This is a genomic window from Micromonospora chersina, from assembly GCF_900091475.1.
GTDB lineage: Bacteria > Actinomycetota > Actinomycetes > Mycobacteriales > Micromonosporaceae > Micromonospora > Micromonospora chersina.
Genome location: NZ_FMIB01000002.1, coordinates 2,860,461 through 2,876,577 on the forward strand (window position 1 = coordinate 2,860,461; position 16,117 = coordinate 2,876,577).

At 73.9% G+C, this 16,117-nt stretch carries 14 protein-coding genes; 3 read left to right on the top strand and 11 right to left on the bottom strand.

All coding sequences use genetic code 11. From position 1 onward, the window contains the following. Positions 1-178: 178 nt before the first annotated feature. Entirely contained in the window at positions 179-751 is a 573-nt protein-coding gene (locus GA0070603_RS12975) for a TetR family transcriptional regulator (protein ID WP_244282705.1), read from the top strand. Positions 752-821: 70 nt separating this feature from the next. On the opposite strand, the gene GA0070603_RS12980 is transcribed toward GA0070603_RS12975, so the two are convergent. The 11 genes from GA0070603_RS12980 to ftsY all read right to left on the bottom strand — a co-directional run bounded on the left by GA0070603_RS12980 (position 822) and on the right by ftsY (position 13,717). Continuing rightward, positions 822-1,901, bottom strand: coding sequence for an amidohydrolase family protein (locus GA0070603_RS12980; protein WP_091312423.1), 1,080 nt, complete (start codon positions 1,899-1,901; stop codon positions 822-824). Positions 1,902-1,996: 95 nt separating this feature from the next. Beyond that, complete coding sequence (ffh, locus tag GA0070603_RS12985; protein WP_091312431.1) at positions 1,997-3,550, bottom strand: signal recognition particle protein; 1,554 nt, start codon at positions 3,548-3,550, stop codon at positions 1,997-1,999. 139 nt (positions 3,551-3,689) lie between these two features. Next, complete coding sequence (locus GA0070603_RS12990; RefSeq protein WP_091312433.1) at positions 3,690-4,346, bottom strand: response regulator transcription factor; 657 nt, start codon at positions 4,344-4,346, stop codon at positions 3,690-3,692. Continuing rightward, the gene (locus GA0070603_RS12995) at positions 4,343-5,470 is read right to left on the bottom strand and encodes a sensor histidine kinase (RefSeq protein WP_091312435.1); all 1,128 of its coding nucleotides are present in this window, start codon (positions 5,468-5,470) and stop codon (positions 4,343-4,345) included. Before GA0070603_RS12995 ends, GA0070603_RS12990 begins: the two co-directional genes overlap by 4 nt. A gap of 20 nt (positions 5,471-5,490) precedes the next feature. Then, the gene (locus GA0070603_RS13000; protein WP_091312439.1) at positions 5,491-6,312 is read right to left on the bottom strand and encodes an ABC transporter permease; all 822 of its coding nucleotides are present in this window, start codon (positions 6,310-6,312) and stop codon (positions 5,491-5,493) included. Then, entirely contained in the window at positions 6,302-7,204 is a 903-nt protein-coding gene (locus tag GA0070603_RS13005; RefSeq protein WP_091312442.1) for an ABC transporter ATP-binding protein, read from the bottom strand. Before GA0070603_RS13005 ends, GA0070603_RS13000 begins: the two co-directional genes overlap by 11 nt. Before the next feature lie 143 nt (positions 7,205-7,347). After that, positions 7,348-9,651: a [protein-PII] uridylyltransferase gene (locus tag GA0070603_RS13010; protein WP_091312446.1), complete on the bottom strand. Its 2,304-nt coding sequence runs from the start codon at positions 9,649-9,651 to the stop codon at positions 7,348-7,350. Positions 9,652-9,661: 10 nt separating this feature from the next. Continuing rightward, the gene (locus tag GA0070603_RS13015) at positions 9,662-10,000 is read right to left on the bottom strand and encodes a P-II family nitrogen regulator (RefSeq protein ID WP_013284578.1); all 339 of its coding nucleotides are present in this window, start codon (positions 9,998-10,000) and stop codon (positions 9,662-9,664) included. A gap of 25 nt (positions 10,001-10,025) precedes the next feature. Beyond that, on the bottom strand, positions 10,026-11,423 hold the full coding sequence (locus GA0070603_RS13020) for an ammonium transporter (RefSeq protein WP_091312449.1): 1,398 nt from the start codon (positions 11,421-11,423) through the stop codon (positions 10,026-10,028). Positions 11,424-11,652: 229 nt separating this feature from the next. After that, a complete protein-coding gene (locus tag GA0070603_RS13025; RefSeq protein WP_187399608.1) occupies positions 11,653-12,549 on the bottom strand; it encodes a phosphotransferase in 897 nt (298 codons plus the stop codon). Next, positions 12,524-13,717, bottom strand: a complete 1,194-nt coding sequence (ftsY, locus tag GA0070603_RS13030; RefSeq protein WP_091312453.1) for a signal recognition particle-docking protein FtsY — start codon at positions 13,715-13,717, stop codon at positions 12,524-12,526. The genes GA0070603_RS13025 and ftsY overlap by 26 nt, the downstream gene beginning before the upstream one ends. A gap of 146 nt (positions 13,718-13,863) precedes the next feature. On the opposite strand from ftsY, the gene GA0070603_RS13035 reads away from it, so the two are divergent. Together GA0070603_RS13035 and GA0070603_RS13040 are read left to right on the top strand one after the other, a co-directional pair. Then, entirely contained in the window at positions 13,864-15,576 is a 1,713-nt protein-coding gene (locus GA0070603_RS13035) for an alkaline phosphatase D family protein (protein ID WP_091312457.1), read from the top strand. Positions 15,577-15,589: 13 nt separating this feature from the next. After that, entirely contained in the window at positions 15,590-16,015 is a 426-nt protein-coding gene (locus GA0070603_RS13040; RefSeq protein WP_091312461.1) for a MarR family winged helix-turn-helix transcriptional regulator, read from the top strand. Positions 16,016-16,117: the final 102 nt, after the last annotated feature.

Consider the following 16,117-nt stretch of genomic DNA (forward strand, 5'->3'; position numbering starts at 1 on the left):
CGGGAGTCGGCGCGCGCCGTGTCGCGCCGCCCGACCGTAGACTTCGACAGCGATGGGTGAGCTTCCGAACGACGGCTCCGGACCGGCACGCGGCGTCCGACGCGCCGAGCCGGAGTCCAACGACGGCTCCAGGTCGCTGCGCGGCGCGAGACGCGCCGAGCTGGAGCCGTCGAAGCGGCTGCGGGACGCGATCGTGGACGCCGCCCGCGCGCAGGCGATCGCCGCCGGCTGGGACGGCGTGCGGATGGGCGGGGTGGCGCAGGCCGCCGGGGTGAGCCGGCAGACCGTCTACAACGAGTTCGGCAGCAAGGCCGGCCTGGCCGAGGCGCTCGCCCGACGCGAGGTGGACCGGTTCGTCGGCGAGGTCCGCGCGGCCCTGGCCGCGCACGGCCCCGACGTGCGGGCGGCGGCGTACGCGGCCATCCGCCACACCCTCGCCGCGGCCGCGGACAACCCCCTGGTCAAGGCGATCCTGACCAGCGCCCGCGGCGGTTCCGACGAGCTGCTGCCCTACCTGACCACCCGGTCGGAGCTGGTGCTCGCCGAGTCGTCCGCGGCCCTGCTCGAATGGGCCGGCCACCACCTGCCCGAGGGCGACCCGGCGGCACTGGCGTTCGCCGCCGACACCATCGTCCGCCTGGTGGTCAGCCACATCGTGCTCCCCCGGACCCCGGTGGACGAGACCGCCGACAAACTCGCCACCCTGGCCCTGCACCTGTTCCAGACCGCCGCCACCCGACCAGCGGGTTGATCAAGAAGTTTGCGTCAGGACACGCCCGTCCACTGACGCAAAACTTCTTGATCAACGAGAAGAGCGCACGTCAGCGCAGGACCCGCCCGCGCACGATGATGCGGGACGGGGTGCGGACCACGCGCAGGTCCACGCGGGGGTCCTCGGGGTAGACGGTCAGGTCGGCGAGGCCGCCCTCGACCAGGCCGGGGAAGCCGAGCCACTCCCGGGCCCGCCAGGAGGCGGCCGCGAGCACGTCGTCGGCGGACATGCCGGCCTGCTCGTGCAGGAGCAGCATCTCCTCGGCGGCCAGCCCGTGGTCGATGCCGCCGCCCGCGTCGGTGCCCACGTAGATCGGCACCCCCGCCTCGTGCGCGGCGCGGACCACCCCGGGGAAGCGGTCGCGCAGGGCGAGCATGTGGTCGGCGTACCCGGGGAACTTCGCGCGGGCCTGGTCGGCGATGTGGCCGAAGGTCCGGATGTTGATCATGGTGGGCACCAGCGCGGTGCCCTGCCGGGCCATCAGGTCGATGAGGTCGAGGCTCAGCCCGGTGCCGTGCTCCACCGAGTCCACCCCCGCCCGCACCATGATCTCCACGGCCGACTCGGAGAAGGTGTGCACGGCCGCGCGGGCCCCGGCGGCGTGCGCGGCGGCGACCGCCGCGGTCAGGGTGTCGGCGTCCCAGGCCGGTGCGAGGTCGCCCACCCCGCGGTCGATCCAGTCGCCGACCAGCTTGACCCAGCCGTTGCCGGCGGCGGCCTGCGCGGCGACCGTCGCGGCCACCTCCGCCGCGCCGACCTCCACCCCGATGTCGCGCAGGTAGCGCTTGGGCGGCGCGACGTGCCGGCCTGCGCGGGCCAGTCGCGGCAGGTCCGGCTCGTCGTCGAGTTCCGGGTACGGGTACGGCGAGCCGGCGTCGCGGATGGCCAGCACCCCGGCGTCCCGGTCGGTGCGGGCCAGCTCGCGGGCCTGGTCGAGGGAGGTGATCGGGGCGCCGCCGCGGGCGATGCCGATGTGGCAGTGGGCGTCGGTCAGGCCGGGCAGGACGAAGCCGCCGTCCACGACCGTCTCGGCGCCGGGCACCGGTTCGAAGGTGACCCGGTCGTCGACGAGCCAGATGTCCCGGACCTCGTCGTCCGGCAGGAGCACACCGCGCACATGCAGAGCCATGTGCACAGTCCTACCGGATGGCGGGCACGGGCGAGGCACCGGCCGGACACGCGGCGGGGCCCGGCCGATCCGGCCGGGCCCCGTCACGCACATGGTCAGCGGGGACCCTTGTCACCGCCCTTGCCGAGCTTGTTGAAGTCGATCTTCGGAAGCTTGAAGCCCGGGGGCAGGCCCTGGCCGCCGGCCAGGTCGCCCGGGTCGAGGCCCGGCGGGAGCTGCGGCATGCCGCCCGGGAAGCCGCCCGGCACGCCGGCGCCGGTGCGCGGCCGCCCGCCGCCCTTCGTGCCCTTGCGCTTGTTCTTCGGCGACTTGGTGGCCTTGCGCCGGCCGCCACCGGGGAGGCCCATCATGCCGCCCATCTGCTTCATCATCTTCTGCGCGTCGGCGAAGCGGTTGAGCAGCTGGTTCACGTCCATGACGGTGACCCCGGAGCCGGCAGCGATGCGGGCCCGGCGGGAGCCGTTGATGATCTTCGGGGTGGTGCGCTCGGCCGGGGTCATCGAGCGGATGATCGCGGTGACCCGGTCGAAGTGCTTGTCGTCCAGCTCGGCGAGCTGGTCCTTCATCTGCCCCATGCCGGGCATCATGGCCAGCACGTTGGCGATCGGGCCCATCCGCCGGACCGCGATGAGCTGGTCGAGGAAGTCCTCCAGGGTGAACTGCTCACCGCCCATCAGCTTGGCGGTCATCTTCTCCTTCTGATCGGCGTCGAAGGCCGCCTCGGCCTGCTCGATCAGAGTGAGGACGTCGCCCATGCCGAGGATCCGGCTGGCCATCCGGTCGGGGTGGAAGACGTCGAAGTCCTCCAACTTCTCGCCGGTGGAGGCGAAGAGGATCGGCTGCCCGGTGACCTCCCGGACCGACAGCGCGGCACCGCCGCGGGCGTCGCCGTCGAGCTTGGAGAGGACCACGCCGGTGATGCCGACGCCGTCGCGGAACGCCTCGGCGGTGCGGACCGCGTCCTGGCCGACCATCGCGTCGATGACGAAGATGACCTCGTCGGGCTGGACCGCGTCGCGGATGTCGGCGGCCTGCTGCATCATCTCGGCGTCGATGCCGAGCCGGCCGGCGGTGTCGACGATGACGATGTCCCGGGCGGCCCGCTTGGCGTGCTCGATCGAGTCGCGCGCGACCTGCACGGGGTTGCCGACGCCGTTGCCGGGCTCCGGGGCGTACACCTCGACGCCGGCCCGGCCGCCGAGCACCTGCAGCTGCCCGACGGCGTTGGGGCGCTGGAGGTCGGCGGCGACAAGCAGCGGCTGGTGGCCCTGGGCCTTGAGCCAGCGGGCCAGCTTGCCGGCGAGGGTGGTCTTACCGGAACCCTGGAGGCCGGCCAGCATGATCACGGTCGGCGGGTGCTTGGCGAACTGGAGCCGCCGCCCCTCGCCGCCGAGGACGTTGATCAGCTCCTCGTTGACGATCTTGATGATCTGCTGGGCCGGGTTCAGCGCCTCGGAGACCTCGGCGCTGCGCGCCCGCTCCTTGACGTTCGCGATGAAGCCCTTGACCACCGGCAGGGCGACGTCGGCCTCCAGCAGCGCCATGCGGATCTCGCGCGCGGTGGCGTCGATGTCGGCGTCGGTGAGCCGACCCTTGCCGCGGAGCTTGGTGAAGATCCCGGACAGGCGGTCACTCAAGGTGTCAAACACGCGAACATCCCGTTTGTCGGTTTGGCGAGCACAGTCGGCCGGCACGCACACGTCCGGCTACCCGCAAGGGTAACGGTCCCGCCTCCGCACTGCTTCCCGCCGGCCCGACCCCCACCAGGAGATCACGACCGCCGGTCGATCACGACGCGACCAGCCCCGACTGGTACGCGAAGACCACGAGCTGGGCCCGGTCCCGGGCGCCCAGCTTGACCATGGCCCGGCTCACGTGGGTCCGCGCGGTGGCCGGGCTGACCACCAGCCGCTCGGCGATCTCGACGTTGCTCAGCCCCTCGCCGACCAGGCCCACCACCTCGCGTTCCCGGTCGGTGAGGGCGCCGAGCCGGGGGTGCGGGCGGGGCACCCGGGCCGGCCGGGTGGCGAACTCCCGCACCACCCGCCGGGTCACCGACGGGGACAGCAGGGCCTCCCCCTCGGCGACCAGCCGGATGGCCCGCAGCAGCTCGGCCGGGCGGGTGTCCTTGGTGAGGAAGCCGCTGGCGCCGTGCCGGAGCGCGTCGAAGACGTACTCGTCCAGCTCGAAGGTGGTCAGCACGACCACCCGGGTGCCGGCCAGCGCGGGGTCGGCGACGATCCGGCGGGTCGCCTCGATGCCGTCGACGCCGGGCATCCGCACGTCCATGAGCACCACGTCGGGGCGTTCCCGGCGGGCCGCCTCGACGGCGGCGAGCCCGTCGGCGGCCTCGCCGACCACGGTGAGGTCGTCCTCGCTCTCGACGAGGGCGCGCAGCCCGATCCGGACCAGGTCCTGGTCGTCGGCGATCAGCACCCGGATCATGTGACCTCCTCCACGGGCAGTGTGGCGGACACCCGGAAGCCGCCGGCGGAGGCGGGGCCGGCGGCGAACGAACCGCCCAGCGCGGTGACCCGCTCCCGCATGCCGGCCAGCCCGTACCCGTCGGCCCGGCCCGCCGGGGCGGCCGCGCCCCGGCCGGTGTCGGTGACCTCCACGGCGACCTCGGTGGGCGCGTACCGCAACCGGATCGTGGCGGTGGCCGGTCCGGCGTGCCGCAGCACGTTTGTCAGCGCCTCCTGCACCACCCGGTACGCGGCCAGGTCGACGGCGACCGGGAGTGGGCGCGGTGACCCGTCCACCTCGACGGTGACCGGGAGCCCGGCGCCGGCCAGCCGCTCGCGCAACTGCGGGAGCTGGGCCAGCCCTGGCGCGGGGGCGCGCTCGTCGGCGGCCTCGTCGCGGCGGACCACGGTCAGCGTCACCCGCAACTCGTCGAGCGCCTCCTTGCTGGTCCGGCTGATCGCGGTGAGCGCCGCCTCGGCCTGCTCGGGCTTGCGGGCCAGCAGGTGCAGGGCGATCTCGGCCTGGAGGTGGATGGCGGCGAGACCGTGCCCGACCACGTCGTGCACCTCCCGCGCCACCCGCAGCCGCTCGGCGTCGGCCAGCCGGCGCGCCTCGTCGGTGCGGCTGCGCGCCGCGTTCTCCCGGCCCAGCCGCACGGTGACCCCCACGGCGAACGGCACCACCACCCACGCGGCGGCCGGCATGAGCCCGACCAGGCCGGGCGGGCGCACCCCGACGAAGACGTGCGTGAGCAGCACGAGCAGCGCCACGCCGTTGGCCACCGCCGCATCCCGCGCCGGCCGGTACGCGGCCACCGTGTAGACCGCGACGAAGAACGACAGGAGGATCGGGCCGTACGGGTAGCCGAGCACCAGGTACGCGGTGCTCGCCGCGGTGACCACGGCCAGGGTGGCAAGCGGCCAGCGCCGGCGGACGGCCACCGCGAGCGCGGCCACCACGACCAGCGGGTACGCGGCCGGCCCGGCCTCCACGCCCTGGTTGAGGCCGGCCGGCGCGGTGCCGGCCAGCCCGATCACCAGCAGGGCCAGGGCGACGAGGCCGTCCAGGAGCCGGCGGCCCCGGTCGCCACGTTCGCGGTCCACGTCCCCTCCCCCGCCCCGCCTCAGCCGATGTCCCGCCGGCGCAGCAGCACCGCGCCGACCGCCGCGAACCCGACCAGGTACGCGGCCACCACCACGGCCGCCTGCCCGCCGCCGACCGCGGTCGTGGCCCCCGGCACGTCGCGCGGTGCGCCGAGCGCGACGACCAGCGACCCGGCGTTCGGCCCGGGCAGCCCCTCCTGCGCCTTCGCCACCCAGTCGACAAGCGGCGCGGCGATCGCGGCGAGCAGGTTCTGCACCGCGAGCATCCACACCAGGCCCAGCCCGACCGGCAACGCCACGGCACGCAGCGCGACGGCGAGCACGGCACCGAGCATGGCCCACATCGTCGCGATGAGCCACCCCGCCCCGATCCCGGTGAGCAGGTCGCCGGCCGACGGCCAGGTCACCGGCTGCGCCTCGGCGGACGCGATGAGCAGGCTGGCCACCGCGCCGACCGCGAAGACGGCGAGCACCACGGCCAGCGCGGCGGCGGCCAGGGCGAGCAGCTTGCCGGCGTACACCTCCAGCCGCGTCGGGCCCTGGGTGAGCACCGTCTTCCAGGTGCCCCAGCCGTACTCGCCGCCGACAGTGAGCACGCCGAGGATCAGCAGGATCGCGCCGAGGAAGACCGGCAGGCCGCCCAGGGAGTTCCCGACCAGCTGGTCGGGGAGCAGCGCGGGCAGCCCCCGGTCGGTGTTCGGCCCGTCGGTGCCGCCCGCGACGCCGGCGTACGGGAAGACGTAGGTGAAGATCAGCGAGAGCACCAGCGTGATGGCCAGCAGCAGCCAGGTGGCCGGCCGCCGGACCAGCTTGACGGTCTCGGCGCGGAAGCTACGCGACATCTGCCGTTCCCTTCTCCACGAGGTCGAAGAAGACCTGTTCCAGGTCCCGTTCCCGGGGGCGCAGCTCGCGCACGGCGAGCCCGGCCCCGACCAGCTCGGCGTTGAGCCAGGCGGCCTGCTCCGGCGCGACGGCCAGCTCCAGCCCGCCGTCGACCACCCGGACCCGCTCGGCGCCGACCAGTTCCCGCGCCCGTTCGGCCGCGTCGTCCAGCGGGTCGGCGAGCAGCCGAAGCCCGGCCGCCCCGCGCAGCTCGGCGACGCTGCCCTCGGCCACCAGCCGGCCCCGGGCGATCACCCCGACCCGGTCGCAGACCTGCTCGACCTCGCCGAGCAGGTGGCTGGAGACCAGCACCGTGCAGCCGGCCGCGCCGAGCCGGCGGATGAGGGTGCGCATGTCCGCCATGCCGGCCGGGTCGAGGCCGTTGGTCGGCTCGTCGAGGATCAGCAGGCGGGGGTCCTTGAGCAGGGCGGCGGCCACCCCGAGCCGCTGCTTCATGCCCAACGAGTAGCCGGCGTAGCGGTCGCCGGCCCGGTCGGTGAGGTCGACCAGGTCGAGCACGAGCGCGACCCGGTCGGCGCCGACCCCGGCGTAGCGGGCCAGCACCCGCAGGTTGTCCCGGCCGGAGAGGTACGGGTAGAAGGCCGGCCCCTCGATGAGCGCCCCGACACCGGTGAGCCGGCCGGCGGCGGGCGGCCGGCCGAGCAGCCGGACCGTGCCGGCGGTGGGCCGGACCAGCCCGAGCAGCATGCGCAGGGTGGTGGTCTTGCCGGCGCCGTTGGGGCCGAGGAAGCCGTACACCTCGCCGGCCCGGACGGTGAGCTGGAGGTCCTGCACGGCGGTCAGGCCGCCGTACCGTTTGGTGAGCCCTTCGGTCTGCACTGGCAGGTTCATGCCACCGAGCGTCCCGCCGGGCGGCCCCCGGCACGTCGCCCCACGGGCGGCTCCGCGCCTACGTCGCCGGGCGTAGTGCCGGCGTGGGTGGGTGTTAGGAGGGGTCCCCTGCTCTACCCGAGGCGTTAAGAAGGGGCCCTTCCTTACACGGCGGCGAGCACGGCGGCCTCGATCCGGGCCCGGTCGGCGTCGGACGGCCAGCCGCCCACCAGGTAGAACGCGTCGACCACGTCGCCGCCGAGGGTGGAGATCCGGGCGGCCCGCACCTGGGCGCCGGCCTCGTCGAGGGCGCAGGAGACCCGGTAGAGCAGCCCGGCCGCGTCGGCGGCCCGCAGTTCCAGCAGCACCGCGTCGGTGGCCGCCTCGCGGTGCCAGACCACTCGGGGCGCGGCGCCCTGACCGCGCGCGGCCAGGGCCCGGCCGCGCAGCCGCTGGGTGACCGAGACGTCGCCACCGACCGCGCGGCGCAGGTCGGCGCGGAGCGCGATGGGGTCGGGGGCCAGCCCGTAGCGCGGCTGCACCCGGCACTGCACCAGGGCCCGGCCGTCGACAGTGGCGGCGTCCGCGGAGATCACCTCCAGCCGGTGCAGTGCCAGGCAGCCGGCCACCGTGGCGAGCAGCCCCCGCCGGTCGGCCGCGGCCACCGACACCCGGTCCTCCCCCAGGTGTACGACGGGCAGCGGCCCGGCGACCAGCGCCGGGTCGGGGGCCGGCGGGGCGGGCACCACGCCGGTGTCCAGGGCGGTGCGCACCCGCGCGACGAGTTCGGCGATCAGCCGCCCCTTCCAGTCCGACCAGGCGGCCGGCCCGGTGGCCGCGGCGTCGGCCCGGACCAGGCCGTGCAGCAGGTCCAGGTTGGTGGTGTCGCCGACCCGCTCGGCGACCCCGGCGACGGTCTTCGGGTCGGAGAGGTCCCGCCGGGTGGCCACGTCGGGCAGCAGCAGGTGCAGCCGCACCAGCCTGCCGATGAGCGCCACCTCGTCGTCGGGCAGGCCGATCCGGGCGGCCACCGCCTCGGCCAGCGGTGCGCCAACGGTGCTGTGGTCGCCGGGGAGCCCCTTGCCGATGTCGTGCAGGAACGCGCCGAGCAGCAGCAGGTCGGGGCGGTCCACGTCGCGGGTGTGCCGGCTCGCCTCGTACGCGGCCTGCACGAGGTGCCGGTCGAGGGTGAACCGGTGGACGGGGTTGTGCTGCGGCAGGCTGCGCAGCCGGGTCCACTCGGGCAGCCAGCCGTCGATCAGGCCGTACCGGTCGCAGGTCTCCCAGGCGGGCACCAGGCCGGGACCGGCGCCGAGCAGGGTGATGAGGGCGGCCCGGGCGGCCGGCGGCCAGGGCGCGGGCAGCGGCGGACAGTACGCGGCAAGCCACTCGCAGGTGGCCCGGGCGATGGGCAGCCGGGTGGTGGCCGCCGCGGCGGCGACCCGCAGCGAGAGGCTCGGGTCGGGGCGGGCGCCGATGGCGGCGCGGGCGAGCACCAGCTCGCCGTCCTGCTCGACCACGTCCCGCGCCACCGGGCGGCGCAGCGGCCGGCCGCCGGCGGTCCGGTGCCGGCCGGCGCGGAGCCGGTCGGCGGCCCGCCAGGCGTCGTCGAGGGCGTGGCTGACGGTCCGGGCGTCCCCGGCCACCCGGCGCAGCAGCGCGTCCCCGTCACCGATGACGCCCCCGGCGTCGGCGACGCGCAGCCCGAGCAGGGCGGCGACGCCGTCGCGTTCCTGGGCGACGAGCCGGTCGACCCGGCGGCCGACCTGCTGGTGCAGGGCGTCGCGGGTGTCGAGGAGCCGCCGGTGGGCGGCGTGCACGGCGGGGCGCAGCGCGTCGGTCACCCCCGCGGTGGCGATGGCCCGGAGGATGCCGACGTCGCGCAGCCCGCCGGCGGCCTCCTTGAGGTCGCCTTCGAGGAGGAAGGCCAGTTCACCGTGGGTCTGCCAGCGGGCGGTGGTGATCTCCCGCAGGCGCGGGAGCTGCCGCACGGCGGTACGCCGCCAGTGGTCGGCAGCGGTGCGGACGAGCTGGTCGGCCAGGGCCGGGTCGCCGGCCACGTGGCGGGCGTCGAGCAGGCCGAGGGCGACCTTGACGTCGTCCTGGGCCACCGAGAGCGCCTCGGGGACGGTCCGCACGGAGTGGTCCAGCCGCAGCCCGGCGTCCCAGATCGGATACCAGAGCGAGGCGGCAATTTCGTCGATGCCGGGCACCCCCGCGTGCAGCAGCACCAGGTCGACGTCGCCGTAGGGCGCACACTGCCGCCGCCCCAGCCCGCCGACGGCGACCAGAGCGATCCCCGCCCGCTGCGGAAAGGCGGACTCCAGCCACGCGTCCAGCGCCTCTGCCCGCGCCCGCCGGGCGTCGGCACCGATCCCGCCCGGCACGCCGACGACCTCGTTGATCAAGAAGTTCGCGTCACCGTCACCGGGGTTTCCTGACGCATTCTCCTTGATCAACGAGGTCATCGAGACGTCCTCAGAGGGCGTCGAGGCCGCGCTCGCCGGTGCGGACCCGGACGACCTCCTCGACACCTGTCACCCAGACCTTCCCGTCGCCGATCTTGCCGGTCCGGGCGGCGCCCACGATGGCGTCGACGATCTTGTCGACGTCCATCTCGTCGGTGAGCACCTCGACCCGGATCTTGGGCAGGAACTCGACCGTGTACTCGGCACCCCGGTAGACCTCGGTGTGCCCCTTCTGCCGGCCGTAGCCCTGGACCTCGCTGACGGTCAGGCCGGCCACGCCGAGGGCGTGCAGGGCCTCCTTCACCGCGTCCAGCTGGTACGGCTTGATGACCGCGGTCACCAGCTTCATGTCCAACCCCTCCATCCCAGGAACGTTAACCGGCGACCTTCTCGCTGACCGGCTCGGCGGGCTCCTCCGCCGGGTCGGTGGGTTCCGGGGCGGGCCTGGCGGCGCCGATCCCGGCCATCGCGAACGCGCCACCGCCGCTGCCGCCCGTGCTGGGCGACAGGTCGTACGCGCTCTCCGCGTGCTCGGCCACGTCGATGCCGTCGACCTCGGCCTCGGGGTCGGTGCGGAGCCCGATCAGGGCCTTGACGGCGAGGGCGATCACCGCGGCCACGGCGAACGAGTAGACCGTGACGATGCCGCTGCCCAACGCCTGGCGGCCGAGCTGGGTGAGGCCGCCGCCGTAGAACAGGCCCTCGCCGCCGCCCAGGCCCTCGATGGCGGAGTTCACCTGGAGGGTGGCGAAGAAGCCGATGGAGAGCGAGCCGATCCAGCCACCGACGAAGTGGACGCCGACCACGTCGAGCGAGTCGTCGAAGCCGAACCGGTACTTCAGGCTCACCGCCAGGGCGCAGACCGCGCCGGCGACCAGGCCGACCAGCACCGCCGGAAGCGGAGCGATGAAGCCACAGGCCGGGGTGATGGCGACCAGCCCGGCGATCGCGCCGGAGGAGGCGCCGACCAGGGTCGGCCTGCCGTTGCGCAGCCACTCCACGACGATCCAGCCGAGCACGGCGGCGGCCGTGGCGACCTGGGTGTTGACGAAAGCCACGGCGGTGGTGCCGTCGACGGTCAGCTCGGAGCCGGCGTTGAAGCCGAACCAGCCGAACCAGAGCAGACCGGCGCCGAGCGCCACCAGCGGCACGCTGTGCGGCTTGAAGCTCTCCTTGGGCCAGCCGATCCGCTTGCCGAGGACCAGCACGAGACCGAGGGCCGCGGCACCGGCGTTGATGTGTACCGCGGTGCCGCCGGCGAAGTCCAACGCCTTGATCTTGGCGCCGATGAAGCCGCCTCCCCAGACCCAGTGGGCGACCGGGATGTAGACCAGGGTGAACCAGGCGAAGGCGAAGAGCAGCCAGCCGGAGAACTTCAACCGGTCGGAAACCGCGCCGCTGATCAGGGCCACGGTGATGATGGCGAACATCATCTGGAAGACCATGAACACGTATGTCGGGATGCCGGTGCCCGCGCCGAGGAAGAGCCACTCCTCGCCGATGAACTTCGTCTCCGTGCCAAGGTACTGGGAGAAGCTGCCGATCACGTTGTTGAGCCCGGCATTGCCGTTGGTGCCGAACGCCAGGGTGAAGCCGTAGATGACCCAGAGTACGGAGATGAGCCCGATGGAGCTGAAGCTCATCATCATCATGTTGAGTACGCCCTTGGACCGGTTCAGGCCACCGTAGAACAGGGCGAGACCCGGCGTCATGAGCAGCACGAGCGCAGACGACAGGAGCAACCAGGCGGTGTTGCCGGTGTTGATCTCCACGCTGCCTCCTCTCGGTGTGGTTGTCCTCCTTCCGACTGAGACCTGGCAGCATCGCCCGTCAGCCGGTTGCGCGGAAGCTTGCTCGGCGGCTGTTTCCTTCACCGACACCGCTCGATTTCCGACGCGTGACGGGTTGTTTCCGGCGTGTGAAGAACGACGATCTTGCCTGGGGAAAACGGAAGGAGTGGCCGGTCCCACGCGGAACCGGCCACTCCTCCTCGACAGGCGGTCAGCGCAGGGCGTACTCCAGGGCGTGCCGCTCGTAGTCGAGCAGCCGCAGGTCGCGCATGGGCCGGCGCAGGTGGCCCTTGTGCACGATCCGGACGAACGCGGGCTCGCCGGCGGCGGCCATCCGCCGGATGCCCTCCACGTGGTCGACGATCCGCTTGCGGATGGTCCGGATGAGCCGGTGCCGGTCCCGCGGGATCAGCCCGTACGCGTCGGCGAAGAGGCGCAGCCGGCGCGGCCGGTCCGGGTGCTTCCAGCCGAGGGTGATCGAGTCCCGGTCGGAGAAGATCGGCACCCAGGTCCAGGCCGCGTACGCCACGTCGTAGATCCGGGCGCCGGGCGAGGCCAGGTCGAAGTCGATCAGCCCGAGGGTGCCGTCGGGCCGCCAGATCACGTTGTGCGGGGCGGCGTCGTGGTGGCAGATCACCTCGGTGTCCGGCGGGGGCGGGCCGAACGAGCGCCAGACCGCCCCGGGCGGCGGGGTGAAGCCGTACTGGGCGTCGTGGAACATCCGCAGCATGGTCGCCACGGTGACCAGGGCCTCGTCGGTGACCCAGTGCGGGGCGAGGGGGTACTCCCCGCACTCCCCCTCCAGGTACGACAGGACCTCGCGGTTGCGCTCGTCCATGCCCAGGGCGCGGGGCGCGCCGGTGAAGCCGACGTACTCCAGGTGGCGCAGCAGCGCGTGCACCGAGGGGGTCCACGGGCCCGCGTTGCGCCGGACCGTGTCGCCCACCCGGACGACGGTGCTCACGTTCCCGCCGTGCAGCGGGATCTCCTGCGAAGTCACGTACGGTCTCCCGAGGCGTGGCGACGGGTGGCTGGGGTCGCGCCACCCCGCGTAGGCGCGATCGTCAGTCGTCACGTCGAGGCTACGCGTCCCGGGCGAGCGGCTCAGTGCCGAGCAGCGCGTCGACGAACTGCGCCGGGTCGAACGGGGCCAGGTCGTCGGGGCCCTCGCCGAGGCCGACGAGCTTCACCGGGATGCCCAGCTTGCGCTGCACGGCGATCACGATGCCGCCCTTGGCGGTCCCGTCGAGCTTGGTCAGCACCACGCCCGTCACGTTGACCACCTCGGTGAAGACCCGGGCCTGCTCCAGGCCGTTCTGGCCGGTGGTGGCGTCGAGCACCAGCAGGGTCTCGTCGATCGGGCCGTGCTTCTCCACGACCCGCTTGACCTTGCCCAGCTCGTCCATGAGGCCGACCTTGTTCTGAAGCCGGCCGGCGGTGTCCACCAGCACGGTGTCGACGGCCGTGTCGATGCCCCGCTTGACCGCGTCGAAGGCGACGCTGGCCGGGTCGGCGGCCTCGGGGCCGCGGACGGTCTCCGCGCCCACCCGGCCGCCCCAGGTCTCCAGCTGGTCGGCGGCGGCGGCCCGGAAGGTGTCGGCCGCGCCGAGCAGCACGGTCCGGCCGTCCGCGATGAGCACCCGGGCGATCTTGCCGCAGGTGGTGGTCTTGCCGGCGCCGTTGACACCGACCACCAGCAGCACCGCCGGGACGCCCTCCTTGGGGGCGGTCTTCAGCGACCGGTCCAGGGTGGGGTCGAGCGCGTTGACCAGTTCGGCGGCGAGCAGCGTGCGCAGCTCGTCGACCGACCGGGTGCCGAGCACCCGGGTCCGCTCGCGCAGCCGGTCGACGATCTCCCGGGTGGAGTCGATGCCGACGTCGGCGGTGATCAGGCTGTCCTCGATCTCCTCCCAGGTGTCCTCGTCGAGGCGGTCCCGGCTGAGCAGGCCGAGCAGGCCCTTGCCGAAGACGTTCTGCGAGCGGGACAGCCGGGAGCGCAGCCGGACCAGCCGGCCGGCGGTGGGCTCGGGGACCTCGATGGTGGGCAGCGGCGGCGCCTCGACCACGGGCGGCGGCTCGACCAGGACGCCGGTGCGCAGGTCCGACTCCGCCGCTTCGACAGGCGGCCCGGCCAGGTCCTCCTCGGCCCTGGTGTCGACCTCCGTCTCCGGCAGCGGCGGCTCGGGGCGCCGGCGCAGCCGGGGCACCACGAGGCTGAGGCCGCCGAGGATCAGCGCCACGAGCAGGGCGAGTGCGACGAGGAGGTATTCCTTCATGCCCGAAATCCTGTCAGATGCCGGCGACGGCGTCCCACTCACCGCCTCGGCACGTGAACAAGCTGCGGGTACGCTCGCGGCTGGAAGGCGTGCCGCAACCGCCGGCCGGGTAGGAAAGGGTTAATGATCTTCGTCGGAGGTGCGCCGTGACCGGTCCCCGTCTGCTCATCGGCCCGCTCCTGCGCCGGGTCGTGGGCACGCGCGCCACCGTCTGGGTGGAGACCAGCGCGCCCGCGATGGTCACCGTCCGCACGGCCGGCGGGGCCACCGGCAGCGCCCCCACCTTCTCGGCGTACGACCACCACTACGCGATCGTGGTGGTGTCGGGGCTGACCCCGGACAGCAGCACCACCTACGAGGTGCTCATCGACGACGTGGTGGCCTGGCCGGTGCCGGAGAGCGGCTTCCCGGCCAGCGTGATCCGGACCCGGGCGGAGGACGACCGGGACCAGCCGGTGACCCTGCTCTTCGGCTCCTGCCGGGAGACCACCCAGCACGCCACGGCCCGCCGGCTGCCCCCGGACGCCCTCGACGCGTACGCCCGGCGGCAGATCGCCACCCCCGACCCGGGCTCGCTGCCCGACCTGCTGGTGCTCCTCGGCGACCAGGTCTACGCCGACGAGACCTCGCCGACCGTGCGCCGGCTGCTCAAGCGGCGGCGCCGCCGCCCGAAGGGCGCCCCGGCCACCCAGGTGGTCAGCTTCGACGAGTACACCAAGCTCTACCTGGAGTCCTGGCGCGACCCGGAGATCCGCTGGCTGCTCTCCACCGTGCCGAGCGTGATGATCTTCGACGACCACGAGATCATCGACGACTGGAACACCTCGGCGTCCTGGCGGGCGGACATGCGCACCCAGCCCTGGTGGGCGGAGCGGATTCGCAGCGGCCTGGCCTCCTACTGGGTCTACCAGCACCTGGGCAACCTCGCCCCGGACGAGATCGCCGCCGACCCGGTGTACGCCAAGGTGATGGCCGCCGAGGACGCCACCGGCGTGCTGCACGAGTTCGGCGAGCGGGTCGACACGGAGGCCGACGTCGCGCACGACACCGAGCGCTGGCGCGCCGTGCAGTACCAGTGGAGCTACGCGCTGGACCTGGGGCGGACCCGCCTGGTCATGCTGGACAACCGCTCCAGCCGGGTCCTCGAACCCGGCAGCCGGGCCATGCTGCCGCCCGGCGAGTGGTCGTGGTTCCTGGACCGGGCGCACGGCGTCTACGACCACCTGGTGGTCGGCGCCTCGTTGCCCTGGCTGCTGCCGCCCGGCATCCACCACGTGGAGTCGTGGAACGAGAAGCTCGCCGACTCCCGCCGGCCCTGGGTCGCCAAGCTGGCCGAGCAGATGCGGCGGGCCTGGGACCTGGAGCACTGGGCCTCGTTCCGGCGCTCCTTCGAGGCGCTGGGCGAGCTGTTCGCCCGGCTGGGCAGCGGCACGGCGCCGCGCGAGGGGGCGCGGGTCGGCGCCGGCCCGGCGTACTCGCGGCCGGCCTCGATCAGCGTGCTCTCCGGGGACGTGCACCACTCGTACGTGGCCCGGGCCCGGTTCGCCGACCGGAGCGTACGCACCCCCGTGCACCAGCTCACCTGCTCCCCGATCCACAACCAGGTGCCGGCCGGGATGCGCCCGCTCATGAAGCTGGGCTGGAATCCGGGGCCGGCCGGCGCGGCCCGGGCGCTGGCCCGCTCGGCCGGGGTGCGCCGCCCGCTGGTGCGGTGGAAGAAGCTGGCCGGACCCTACTTCGGCAACGCGGTGGCCACGCTGACCCACGAGGGCCGGACGGCCGACGTGGTGATCGAGGGCACCACGAGCGACGGGCACCTGCGCACCGTGGCGCGGCAGCGGCTCAGCGACGAGGGGTGAGTACCCTCTCAGGGTGGACGAGAGCCTGCGCGCCGTGGAGCACGAACTGACCGCGCTGCTGCGGCGCGGGCGCGCCCTGTCCTGGGAGATCGCCCGCGAGGTCCACCCCAACCTGGAGCCCAACGCCTACGGGCTGCTGCTCTGGCTGCGCCGGTCCGGCTCGACCCGGCTCACCGACCTGGCCGGGAAGCTGGGCATCGGCAAGGGCACGCTGAGCCGGCAGATCGGCGGCCTGGAGGCGCTGGGCCTGGTCCGCCGCGACCCGGACCCGACCGACCGGCGCGCCGCCCAGCTCAGCCTCACCGAGGAGGGCACCCGCCGGTTCGACGCGGCACGGGCGGCCCGACTCGGACAGATCCGGCGCTCGCTCGAATCGTGGCCGAAACAGGACGTCGAGGACTTCGCCCGGCTCATGCACCGGTTCAACGAGACCTTCTGACCGGGTCCGCCCCGGAATAAGACCTGCGCCACGTGCGGTTGTTGCTTGAGGCAACCAAGCCATACGGTTGCCCGAGGCAACCCCTTCCCCCGTCTTTCCCGG